Source organism: Chitinophaga skermanii, from assembly GCF_003259335.1.
GTDB lineage: Bacteria > Bacteroidota > Bacteroidia > Chitinophagales > Chitinophagaceae > Chitinophaga > Chitinophaga skermanii.
In genome coordinates this window covers 46,920-59,406 of sequence record NZ_QLLL01000001.1, presented here as the reverse complement: position 1 = coordinate 59,406, position 12,487 = coordinate 46,920, and the positions used below count along the sequence as shown (strand labels likewise).

Sequence of the window (12,487 nt, the reverse complement as noted above, 5' to 3'; positions counted from 1 at the left end):
TTTTTAACACCCAACAACTCATTTTATGGAGGAAAGAACGGAAATTGAAAGTCTTGGCGAGTTTGGCCTAATCGAATACCTCACACGCAACATAGAAATCCAAAATGCCGGCACTATCTTAGGTGTAGGCGACGACGGCGCTGTTATCGACCACTTCGGTAAACAAACCGTTATTAGTACCGACATGCTTGTAGAAGGCATCCATTTCGATTTTATGTATACGCCGCTCAAACACCTCGGCTATAAATCTGTGGTTGTCAACCTCTCCGATATTTATGCTATGGGTGCCATCCCAACACATATTACGGTAAGCATTGCTTTCTCGAACCGCTTATCGGTTGAAGCACTCAACGAATTTTATGAAGGTGTATATGCAGCCTGCGAAAAATATAATGTAGACTTGATAGGTGGCGACACCAGCTCATCGCAAAAAGGCTTCGTTATTAGCGTAACCGCTATCGGTGAAGTAACCCCGATGCAGTTCATCAAACGTTCTACCGCTCAAAAAGGCGATTTGCTATGCGTTTCCGGCGATTTAGGGGCCGCTTTCTTGGGATTGACCCTCTTGGAAAGAGAGAAACAAATCTACCTCGAAAACCCTAATATTCAGCCCGACCTAGAAGAAGAAACCTACATCATCGGCCGCCAACTGAAACCAGAAGCGCGCCACGATATCCTTGGTTTCTTATTACACCATAAAATTACGCCTACATCCATGATGGACGTAAGCGATGGCTTAAGCTCCGAAGCGATCCATATTTGTAAGCAAAGCAACTTGGGTTGCGTCATCTACGAAGAGAAAATCCCTATCGCAGAAAAAGCCCGCGAAGCAGCGTTCAAATTCGGCCTCGACCCAACCGCTTGCGCACTTAGCGGTGGCGAAGACTATGAATTGCTCTTCACCATCAAACAAGAAGATTACGACAAGATCACCGCGTCGGAAGAAATTAGCGTAATTGGATACATGACCGATATTTCGGAAGGTACACACATCATTACCAAGCAAGGCAATAAACACAAGTTACAAGCCCAAGGCTGGAATGCTTTCAAACAATAAACTCGCTTTAAGCATAAAAAAGCGGTCGCCTCTACAGTAGAGACGACCGCTTTTATTTTTAGCACCTGGGTATTACCCTAACATGCCCATATCTATAACTTGTAGCTTCGGTTATATAGCCCAAACTAGCCAAAAGCCTATCTTTTTAGCACAAAAGCCTATCCTCACCCTATCCCTAGCCTATCTTTTGCCTATCCTTACCCTATCTAAAGCCTATCTCGAGCCTATCTAAAGCCTATCCTCACTCAATGCCAGCAAGGGTTTCAGCTATTTTACCCTTTCAACACATTCAGTATCAAATGCTTACTGAATAACGTTGAAATAGAAATATTGCGAATTATGCGTTGGCGGCATGTCGGCATGCTTCGGAAGAAGGGTCATTTTTACCTTATATCTACCAATTACATGTGGAAAACGAAGGGGGATATCGATCGAATCTTTCGTTAATGCCTCTTGCAAAGTGATGGTTGTTTTTAAGTTCACTGGGCGACCGGTTCGGTCTGCGAACGAAAAAGCAACATACACGGTATCATTTGGATCGTATTGTACCGGTTTTTTGTAACCATTCAATACTTTCGCTCGCATATTTACAATCTCGTTTTGTTGCCCATAAAACTCTTTCGTATTGGAATCGAATTGAATAAGACTGTAGGAATAATATGGATTTTGATGCTTGACATACCAGTATTTACCTTTCTCTTGGGATGGAATAGAATCTGGTTTATGATCGATGGTTTTTAATACCACGGGCCGATCGAATATGGTTTCACCAGGTCCCATAATGGAATCCCTTACCATAAAGTCGTATATATTACGAGAAGCCATTAACACATCTTTCCCCCATAAATCATCTTCCTCCATATGCCAATAGTTATACTGGCTTCTCCTGCTGTATACCGAGTTTAAACTATAAGCTTTCTCGCCCGTATAGAACATGTATTTGGAAGGGGATTGGTAGGTATTGAAGAACACTACCGGTTTATCGCCCGCTACTTTTTTAATAGCGCTTGTCCACTCGTGGTTATGGTGCAATTCAGGACGTACACGTAAATTCGGTACAAAGTCCCACATCATATACACACGTACAATGATTACTAACAACAAGGTTACCGGCAGCGTGTATAACAATGGTTTCAATGAGTAATTCAAACGTACAATAGCTTGGTGCGCAAGCACAACAAGCGGCGTAAATACCATCACCGTCCAGTTAGCTTCAACACGACCTTTAAATGTGCTGATTAAGAAAAACACCAGCACCCCGATAAGCGAGAACTTCATTGCACGTTCGAATGCATTTTGGATCGGGCAGCGGAAGCCATAATACAATAGCAACCAACCCACTAAAGGACCGAACATCAACACTTGTCCTGCTATATAATCCAAGGAGAAGTTCAGCTTATATGCCGATGCATTTCTTTCTACGAGGTGATATTGTAATGAAGGGAAATGATGCGCGTATTGCCAGTAAATATGTGGCAAGAAGAGAAGTGTTGTAATCAGTACAGCCATGTAGTATTGGCGTACTTTCAACAACGAGAAGTTACTTACCAAGGTGAAGAATACAAGCAATACACCATGGTATTTGCTGTAGAACATCAGCGCCATGGTAATGGCGAGGAAAATGGTATGTTTCCAGTCTTGGGATGATAAGAACTTCTTATAAGCATAGAAATACAACGTAGCGAAGAAAATGAGCGGCAAATCCGGAACGGCTAACATACCGCCCAATTGCATGGCACCCATCGCGCCGAGTATTAAATAAAGTACTTTATTATTCTTTGTGGGAATGAGTTTATCCAGTAATACCAAGGTACCAACGTTCAACAATACCATCATTAAACGAACTCCTAGTTCATTATGGAATAGGGAATAGCCAATTTTGATGAGCACAGCAATCATGGGTGGATGATCGAAATAGCCCCAATCTAAATGCTGTGAATATACCCAGTAATAGGCCTCATCGTCCATCAGCTCGGTAAAACAGGCTTGTAATATGCCCAATACGGCCCATGCAAGGAAAAAAAGGTTCTTATATTGGTCCTTCTTGAAAAATCTTACAATATCATTCATAGTGTTGCGAAGGTAGCAAAACATTCCATGTTGTACTAGTCTTTCAACTCTCCTTCGATGATCATGCCTTGCGGCTGGAATTGCTCATCAAACAACACGAATGTTGCATCGGCTCCAATATGTAATGTGCCCAGTGAAGCTTCTTTTTGTGCCAACTTAGCAGGGTAGGTGCTGCCCATGCGTAAGGCTTCGTGCGCTGGGATGCCCACTTTCTCTACACAATTTTTTACCGCCTGTAACATCGTTAAGCAAGAACCGGCTAGTATACCTTTCTCTGTTACAAATCGATCTGCTTGCCTAAGATAAATATAGTCACCGCTTTCATTCACATCTACCGCATCGGTAATTAAGAATAGGCGAGGACCCATAATTTTCTTGGAAATCCTGATCGCATCAAAACTAACATGTACACCATCGGCCACCACGCTACTACAAATTGTATCGTGGTCGTAAATAGCCCCTACAATACCAGGTGCGCGGCTTTCTAAAGGACTCATCGCATTGAATAAATGCGTAGCCGCAGGAATACCGGCGTCGTTGAACATCTTGGTCGCTACATCGTAAGTGGCATTACTATGACCGGCCGATACTAATACCCCTGCCGCTTCTAGTGCCTGTACAATTTCTACAGTCACTTTCTCAGGCGCTACGGTCATCATTTTCACAGCACCATTGGCTTTTGCCAAAAGGGCTTGTACTTGTTCTAATGTAGGTAGGGTAATGTAATGAGCGAGGTGTGCACCTTTTTTCTCGGCGTTAATAAATGGGCCTTCTAGGTGTAAACCCAATAAGCCTTTACCACCTTGTTGCCAATAAGCATGCACCGCTTCAATTGCCCGATCGATAATGTCGAATCCAATGGTAGGCAGCGTAATCATAAAATGCGCTGCACCACCGGATAAACAATATTTATAAGTAGCTGCTATAGCTTCTACTGTAGGCTCTTTAAGAAATACTTTCCCACTACCACCATAAATTTGGAGGTCGATGAGCGCGGTCGACAAATACTTACCATTTACATCCACTTGTTCGTAGCCTCCTGGGATATCATGATGCTGCACTACGCCTGCAACTTTTCCGTTTTCACATAAAATGCTTAGGTCGTTGCGCCATCTATCTTGGTAAGAAAGCTGCATGTTTTTGTACGCCGTTTTCATGCTGGTAAGGTATTGTTTGGTGTGAAAAAGCCTATTCTATAAGAAAGATTAGAGGATCGTGAAGCGATCGGCATCTTTGAGGAATGGTATCTTGCTACGGATTTCTTCCAAAGGTGCTTTTGTTAAGGTATAGGTGAAAACGTCTTCATCGTGTGCTTTATGGTAGATAATTTCACCCAAAGCATCGATAATACTACTATCGCCGCTATGATAAATGTTGTTACCATCATTTCCCACGCGGTTAACTCCTACTACATAACATTGGTTCTCGATGGCACGTGCTTGTAATAAGGTTCTCCAAGCAGTATTTCTGCGTTCTGGCCAGTTGGCCACGTTGATGTACAAATCGTAAGCAGCTGTACCATCGGCCGCTACTTGGTTACGCGCCCACACAGGGAAACGGAGGTCGTAACAAACAGCTACGCATATTTTCCAGCCTTTTACTTGTGCAATTAGGCGTTGATCGCCTGGTTCGTAATGGTTATGTTCACCGGCGAAGCCGAAGAGGTGACGTTTATCATATTTACCGTACACACCGTTAGGTTGCATCCAGATGAAGCGGTTGTAGAAATGGCCATCTTCTTCGATAATAACGCTACCGGCAAGGATGATGTTTTTTTCGCGGCTCTTCTTCTTCATCCAATTAACCGTTTCGCCTTCCATTGTTTCGGCCAGCTTTTCGGGTTGCATACTGAAACCTGTGCTGAACATTTCTGGAAGAATCACTATCTCTGTACGACCTTGAATGGCGTCGATCTTTGCATCAAACATGGCCAAGTTGGCCGCCTTATCTTCCCAATGCAAATTGGCTTGGATAAGGGTAACGGTTAAATCACTCATATGGGCGAATTAAAAAAGCCTTTTTAAAAACTCTCTCAAAATTACAATCTACCGCTTTAGAAATTTTTCAATTATTCCTCGATTATTCGGCACTATTTGCGATTTCTTCAATAGCCATCTTGGAAAGGTCTTGTTCGAAACCTCGTTGCATGAGGTATTGCATGGTTTTGTAGGTTCGTTGGTAACCTTGGATTTTCTCTAAACTGTGGTATTTCTTACCGGCTTCTTTCAGTAAAGCTTTGTAATAGTCGTCGGCATCAATTTCTTTCATGGCCACTTTAATACAATAAGCCGAAATATCGCGCCGCTTCAGTTCCATGGTAATACGGTTTCGGCCCCAATGCTTCATTCTAAACTTGCCACCCGCAAAGGCTTTTGCAAAACGTTCTTCATTTAAATAATTCTCTTCTACCAATAACACGATCATTTGCTCGGCCTCGTCGCGGTGAACGCCCAGCTCGTAGCATTTATCGCGTACTTCTTTATGACATCTTTCCTGGTAAGCACAAAAGTGCTTGAGTTTATTGAAAGCTACTTCATTCATGGTTTTCCTTTCTTCGCGGGCATAAAAATGGCCATCATTGCTGTATAAGCTATGATGGCCAGTTGAATTTATTTGTTGATGATCATCAATTTCGCATAGTTCAACATGATCTTCTTGTCGCCACCTCCTTTCGGGAAGTTCACAGTTGCGATCCTGTTGTTAGCTGCTCCTTCCAATTGGGTAATGGTACCAAACCCGAACTTCTGGTGTTCTACTTGCATCCCTACTTCCATTGTATTCGGATCATCGGGTGTAAAGTTCGCCGAAGGCGTATGGTTCGACGATGCCGCAGCCGGTTTTGGCATAGGGCGCGCTGTAGAAGACGAACTAGGTGTTGGGCTGCCCGGGGTTTTCTTCTTCATGGTATCAAACATATTGTTACCTCCTCTTGCTGCACTGCCAATTCCGCCCCAGCTTGGCGAGCTGCTACCCATGTTCCTTACACCACCACCCGCATAGCTTCTGTCGACGTGCTTTTCAGGAATCTCATCGATAAAGCGACTGGGTTCATTTTGCACGAGGTTACCAAAGCGGTAGCGGCTGTTCGCGTACGTTACCCACAATTTACTCTTCGCACGCGTGATGGCTACGTAGAACAAACGGCGTTCTTCTTCCAATTCTTCTCGGGAATTGATGGCCATATTGTTCGGGAACAAGGTTTCTTCTAAACCAACGCTAAATACAACTGGGAATTCCAACCCTTTCGCTGCGTGGATAGTCATAAGTTTCACCACGTCGCTATTCTCATCTGTACCTTGATCGGCATCGGTGAGGAGGGTAATTTGTTGCAAGTAGCTACCTAAAGATTTCTCCAGTAATTCACCATCTTCCGTAGGCGTTTCGGTGAATTCTTTAATAGAGTTCAATAACTCTTGTACGTTTTCGTAGCGGGCTAAGCCTTCGGTAGTTTTATCGTTGAACAGTTCTTTTACGATGTTCGTTGATTTACCTACTTGTACGGCTACGTCGTACGCGTTACTTTTAGCGAGTTGGGATTGGAAACTTTGAATCATCGTTACAAACCCGTCAATCGCTTCTAAGGTACCGGATTTAAACCCAAAAGAAGCTGCACTTGTTAACACTTGCCAGAAGGTAATATCCTGTTCATTGGCAATGAGCGTAACTTTATCGAGGGTTGTTTTACCGATACCGCGGGCAGGGTAGTTGATGATTCTCTTTAACGCTTCTTCGTCGCGGGTATTGATGATTACGCGCAAGTATGCTACGAAATCCTTGATTTCTTTACGTTGGTAGAACGATAAACCACCGAAAATCCTGTAAGGGATATTCATTCTGCGTAAGCTTTCCTCGAAGGAACGGCTCTGCGCGTTGGTTCTGTATAGAATAACAAAGTCGCGATTTTCGTAGTGGTTACGAAGCTTTTGTTCAGCAATGGTATCTGCTACGAATTTACCTTCTTCGTTATCGGTGGTGGTACGTACAAGGCGAATTTTTTCTCCTTCATCGTTATCTGTCCACAATTCCTTTTCGATCTGGCCTTTGTTGTTTTTGATTACTTGGTTGGCCACATCCAGGATAGATTTAGTACAACGGTAGTTCTGTTCCAGCTTCACCACCTTCACACCATCATAATCCTTTTCGAATTGGAGAATGTTTTGAATAGTGGCACCGCGGAAGGAGTAGATACTTTGCGCATCGTCACCTACCACTGCTATGTTTTCATGAACAGCACCCAATAATTTAATGATTTCGTACTGGGCTGGGTTGGTATCCTGGTACTCATCAATCATGATGTAACGGAACTTGTGTTGGTATTTACTTAGCACTTCCGGCACATTCTTCAACAAGTGATAAAATACGTACAACAAATCATCGAAATCCATCGCGCCGTTTTTATAACAACGTTTAGCGTAGAGATCGTAGATTTTACCAATCATGGGCCTATTGGCACGCATATCTTCCTGCTGAATATAGTAATCGTGTTGATATTCACTAGGGCTCATCAAACTGTTTTTCGCCGCAGAAATACGGTTATAAACGAGATTGGGTTTATAGTGTTTATCGTCGAGATTTAATTCGTTAATTACGGTTTTCACTACACTCTTTGCATCATCGGCATCGTAAATAGTGAAGTCGTTGGGATACCCCACTTTGTGTGCTTCTGAACGTAAAATCCTAGCAAATACCGAGTGGAAAGTACCGATGTACAAATTCCTCGCCTCGTGACCGCCTAAAATTCGCTCTATACGTTCCTTCATTTCGCGTGCCGCTTTATTGGTAAACGTCAACGCTAGAATATTAAAAGCATCTACACCATTTCTCATCAAATGGGCAATGCGGGTAGTTAATACCTTTGTTTTACCTGACCCAGCACCGGCAACAATCATTAACGGACCGTTAATATGACTAACGGCTTCCCGTTGACGTTCATTCAGTTCGTTGAGGTAATTTGTATTCATGTAAGAAATAATAATTTTATTGATTGCTTTGGAGCAACAGGTGATTGCAAGCGACAAAATTACAACTTAAATAGCCTACAGAAAAATTGTAGCAGTAAAAACTCTGTCATCCTTACTGGTAGCTTGTTTACACAAATTATTTCATACATAAAAAGTATCGGAAAAATGTGTTGCCGCTAGGGTAGTGGGTTTGGGAGAAATGAGGGGTGAAATTATATATGTAGAAGAAGAAATATTCGAACTAAAGTGTTGCCCAGGTATTGGAAGCAAGTTCTCCCGGCTTTCATTTTACCGGGAGAACTTGCTATAACAACCCATATTATTCATATTTCGAGCGTGAGAAATAATGATCGGTATCTACTTTTAGCGGGTTCGCTTTGAACCATTCAATAAATTCGTTCCATTTACTTTTGTGGGCATCCACCCAGTTTTCTAGCTCATCATCTCCACCACCACTAAATAACCAATAATTATACGCTTCGAAGTGGCCTGCATTCAAAATCTTCCGTTGGTAGTCGAAGAGGACGTCGTTATATTTCTTATCATACCCTTTCTCGTAGTAAGTATTGAGCACATGCAAGCGGATTTCGTATAGTGTTGCTGCGTTGATCTGCTTGAAAGGAGTGGTACCAACGGCGAAAGTGGGTTCGTAGAAACCGGTGGCGAAGCGATCGAGTACACCTTTTAATTGGTTAGCCAGTGCATTGGGATCGAGTTCACCTTTTTTCGGAAGCGAAATGTTGATATTTACAGGAGCGCTATACAATTTAACATTGGCGGAGCTATCGGTAAACGTGATACGGTTTTTAAACGTGTATAGCAGGAGTTTGGAGATTTCTTCTGTACGTTTCGAACCACGTTCCAGGTTGCAAAACACTTCCCCGTATAACAAACCCCACAGCGGCACCTCTGTAGCATTACAAAATATCTTCGCTGCCCAGTAATAGTTGGAGGCATGGGTAGGTGTGGCGCGAATACCGTTTTCAAAAGCTTGTAAGGCTTCGTTGTATTTATTATCGGCCATTTTTACCACGCCCTTTTCTAGGTACAGGTATCCTGCTTTGCCAGGGAATTGCTCAATTCCTTTCTCGTATACCTCCAATGCCTTTTTAGGTTCGCCCAAGTAATCGTAGCTATTGCCCAAGAGCTTAAACATCGACATAGTAGCAATTCCTTTCTTATAAAACGGTTGTAAAAGTTGAAGGGCAGTTTTGTAATCCTTCTTCAAATAGTAGGCAAATGCCTTCTCGTAGGTATAAGTTGGATTTTTAGGGGAAAGTTGTAAAGCCTGGTCGAGCAATATAACAGCCGAATCACTGTTACCATTATCCATCAAAGTGATGGCAGCTTCCATGAGTTGATCGCCTGCTTGGGTGTTATTTTCTTGAACGGATTGAGCTGAAAGAGAAAAACTAGTTGCCATTAACCCGAAAAATATAACGAGGCATCGCTTTTTTTGCTGCATAAATAGGAGTTAGGTGGTAAAATGGTAATTTTTTAAATAGATGTTCTATCTCTTAAAATTCCATAAACAGCTACCAGGAATTTTATAGTCCATTTTTCACATATAAAGATTGGGCACTGTTAATAACCTCGAAGCAGGGTGGATAAGTATAGCGCCCATTCTAACAACAAAAGGCAGCTACCTATTGTAATTTTATTACTGGATAACTGGAACCCAAACAAACTGCAAAAAGATTAGATAAAACACCAGGTACTTCCCCTCCAAACTGGAAATACATAGTTTTTGCGTTATCCATGAACAATTTGGTAATTGGGCACGTTATAGCGTGAACCCATATTTTATTGAACCATTAAATCTAATCTCCTCATGGACACTGAAGCGGCATTATTCTCAGCGCCGGGCAATCAACCCGCCGGAAACACGTTTCTACAAAACTTCCTCAGCCAAGTGATTAAGCACTTACAACATCAATGTGATAAAAGTATCAGTCATGTTACCATTACCATCCATGGAGATAAGGAATATTTTTCCCCTTCAAAGGAGGTACGCAAATTGGAGATCAGCGATCCCGGTTTTAATAAAGTAGTGGAATTTCAAGAATTAACTATGCCGGATGTAACACTCCAGCACCTCGTAACCGTCATTGCAAAATAAAGAAGTCTTCTTCCGCACATATCCTGCGGAAAGTTGTAAAGTTTACCGGGAGAACCATGTTTATGGCACTTTTTCGAAAAGTGTAGTCATCGCGTCGTTCGCCTGTGCTTGCAGCTTGGCGGGTTTATTCGGTAGAATACCTGATACCACTCCTTTCCAAACCATTTTATTCTCTTGGCGGTTTACCAAGTGAAGGGTAACGGTTCCTTCTTTATAGCGACCGACTTCTACCTCGCTGCTTTTCCAAGAATAGCGTCGTTGGCCCATATACCGTGGTGCATCGGTACGGAAATCCGTTTCTCGGGTTTGTACTTTGTCTTTTACAACAATGCCGATGTTAACAAGTAAATCGGGGTTAGCTGTAGTTTGTGTAAGACCGCGGGCAATCAATTGTTTGGCTACGGCATTTTTGAGGGCTGTGGTCCCTTCTTTATAGGCTGCCATATCGCTTGTATCGCCACTGGCTTCAATATCGTAGAAATTGAAGGTTTGGTATTGCGACAAGCGGAACCCATCATTTGCATCATTTTCCAATACTTTGGTACTGCTACAACTTGCTAATACAATAGCGCAAAGCGCTAGGAAGGCTGTCATGATCTTATTCATAAGCTTGTATTTATAGCGTTCTTGGGTGCCCATCAACAATGAAATCCAACATGCATTAAAACAAGAAAGGAACAGCAAATGCCGTTCCTTTCTTTAAAAATATAGATCGTTCGCTATGATTATTTCTCGTGGCGATCAACTTTTAACTTTTCATTTCTGTTGGCGATTTCCCAAGCGGTGTAGAACACTAATTTCGCACGTTTCTCCATAAGGTTATACGTGATTTTTTCTACGGTATCGGTAGGCTTGTGGTAATCGGCATGCACACCGTTGAAGTAGAAAATAATGGGAATGTTGTGTTGTGCAAACATGTAGTGGTCGCTACGGTAGTAGAAGCGATTCGGATCGTTAGGATCGTTGTATTTATAGTCCAACTTTAAGTTGGTCATTTTATTAGCTGCTTCGCTGATTGGGCGCATTTCTGAGCTCAATTTATCATCACCGATGATGTATACATAGTTTGTATCCGCTTTGTGGTCATCATCAATACGACCAATCATATCAATGTTCAAATCGGCTACAGTATTAGCTAAAGGATAAATTGGATGATCGGTATAGTATTTCGAGCCCAATAAGCCTTTTTCTTCACCGGAAACGGTCATAAACACGATACTTCTACGAGGACCTTTACCTGCTTTTTTAGCAGCAGCAAAAGCTTCTGCTAATTCCAATACCGATACAGTACCAGAACCATCATCATCGGCACCATAGTGAATTTCACCATTTTCGATACCTAAGTGATCGTAGTGAGCAGTTACAAATAACACTTCGTCTTTCTTATCTGTACCTTCCAATAAACCTAAAACGTTGCTGGATTTGCTTTCGTTTGTACCTTTTGCAAGGTTCACATCTACACTTTTATTGAATGTTTCTACGGTTGTATTACCAGCTAAAGTAGCAGCAACAGCGGCGTTGTATTTATCAGCCCCCATGATACTTTCTGCCATTTCTTTTGAAATGTAGTAGTAGTTTGGAAGATATTCCATTGTTTGCACTTGGTCCATATAAATACCAGAGCGCATTACGCGTTGTTTAATCCTGCTTAAATCGAAGCCTGCCGGCATTACAATAAACACGGTATTAGCCCCTTTGCTAGCAGCAGCGCGCAATTGTTCCGTTGGGCGGCCAACGAATTGGCGGCGTGGTTGATTGGCTTGTTGCTTAGGAGGTTCTTGTAATAATAAAACAACTTGGCTGTTTTCGGATACGTTTTTGAAGTCGCCTTCTTTTCCGTAACCAGCGAAAACAATAGTACTAGCTTGCGTAGTTTGGTTTTTTAATTCCCTGATAGCACCATAGTAATCATCACCAAAAGCAAACGCTTTATCACCGATTTTAATAGAACCGTTGGTTAAGGTATCCATGTACAGGGAATAGAATTGTTCCCATTGACCATTTGCACCCGGTTTCAGTCCAATTTTCTTAAAGTGGTCGCTGATATATTTGGCAGCAATACGTTGCCCTTCAGTAGCTGTTTCGCGGCCTTGCATGGTAGGGCCGGCTACGATGTAGAGATGTTTCTTTAAGTCGGCAGCGGTAATCATGTTCCCAAATTTCTCGGGAGCATTATTTGACGCTCTTTGCGCGTAGGCAGATCCTGCCAATGCGAGCAAACCAACACAGAGGTTGAATGTTCTCATATATAAGTAAAGTGTTGATAAACTTGGATAACTA

The 12,487-nt window shown here is 42.4% G+C and carries 10 protein-coding genes; 2 read left to right on the top strand and 8 right to left on the bottom strand.

Annotation, left to right across the window (positions count from 1 at the left end; all coding sequences use genetic code 11):
- Positions 1 to 25 precede the first annotated feature (25 nt).
- On the top strand, positions 26 to 1,057 hold the full coding sequence (thiL, locus tag LX64_RS00270) for a thiamine-phosphate kinase (protein WP_111595606.1): 1,032 nt from the start codon (positions 26 to 28) through the stop codon (positions 1,055 to 1,057).
- Positions 1,058 to 1,360: 303 nt separating this feature from the next.
- On the opposite strand, the gene LX64_RS00265 is transcribed toward thiL, so the two are convergent.
- The 6 genes from LX64_RS00265 to LX64_RS00240 all read right to left on the bottom strand — a co-directional run bounded on the left by LX64_RS00265 (position 1,361) and on the right by LX64_RS00240 (position 9,511).
- Complete coding sequence (locus LX64_RS00265) at positions 1,361 to 3,127, bottom strand: ArnT family glycosyltransferase (RefSeq protein WP_158538482.1); 1,767 nt, start codon at positions 3,125 to 3,127, stop codon at positions 1,361 to 1,363.
- Between the two features lie 35 nt (positions 3,128 to 3,162).
- Positions 3,163 to 4,284: an N-acetylglucosamine-6-phosphate deacetylase gene (gene nagA / locus LX64_RS00260; protein ID WP_111595604.1), complete on the bottom strand. Its 1,122-nt coding sequence runs from the start codon at positions 4,282 to 4,284 to the stop codon at positions 3,163 to 3,165.
- A gap of 48 nt (positions 4,285 to 4,332) precedes the next feature.
- Positions 4,333 to 5,124: an amidohydrolase gene (locus LX64_RS00255; protein ID WP_111595603.1), complete on the bottom strand. Its 792-nt coding sequence runs from the start codon at positions 5,122 to 5,124 to the stop codon at positions 4,333 to 4,335.
- Between the two features lie 82 nt (positions 5,125 to 5,206).
- Positions 5,207 to 5,668 carry a regulatory protein RecX gene (locus LX64_RS00250; protein WP_111595602.1) on the bottom strand — a complete coding sequence of 154 codons (462 nt, stop codon included), beginning with the start codon at positions 5,666 to 5,668 and terminating at the stop codon, positions 5,207 to 5,209.
- Positions 5,669 to 5,736: 68 nt separating this feature from the next.
- Positions 5,737 to 8,088 (bottom strand): ATP-dependent helicase, encoded by a 2,352-nt coding sequence (locus LX64_RS00245; protein ID WP_111595601.1) that lies wholly within the window; start codon positions 8,086 to 8,088, stop codon positions 5,737 to 5,739.
- Between the two features lie 319 nt (positions 8,089 to 8,407).
- Positions 8,408 to 9,511 (bottom strand): tetratricopeptide repeat protein, encoded by a 1,104-nt coding sequence (locus LX64_RS00240; protein ID WP_158538481.1) that lies wholly within the window; start codon positions 9,509 to 9,511, stop codon positions 8,408 to 8,410.
- 408 nt (positions 9,512 to 9,919) lie between these two features.
- Between LX64_RS00240 and LX64_RS00235 the strand changes: the two genes are divergently transcribed.
- Positions 9,920 to 10,207 carry a hypothetical protein gene (locus LX64_RS00235; RefSeq protein WP_111595599.1) on the top strand — a complete coding sequence of 96 codons (288 nt, stop codon included), beginning with the start codon at positions 9,920 to 9,922 and terminating at the stop codon, positions 10,205 to 10,207.
- A 60-nt stretch (positions 10,208 to 10,267) separates the two neighbouring features.
- On the opposite strand, the gene LX64_RS00230 is transcribed toward LX64_RS00235, so the two are convergent.
- Positions 10,268 to 10,813: a DUF4136 domain-containing protein gene (locus LX64_RS00230; protein ID WP_158538480.1), complete on the bottom strand. Its 546-nt coding sequence runs from the start codon at positions 10,811 to 10,813 to the stop codon at positions 10,268 to 10,270.
- 119 nt (positions 10,814 to 10,932) lie between these two features.
- The gene (locus LX64_RS00225; protein WP_111595597.1) at positions 10,933 to 12,453 is read right to left on the bottom strand and encodes a M28 family peptidase; all 1,521 of its coding nucleotides are present in this window, start codon (positions 12,451 to 12,453) and stop codon (positions 10,933 to 10,935) included.
- Positions 12,454 to 12,487: the final 34 nt, after the last annotated feature.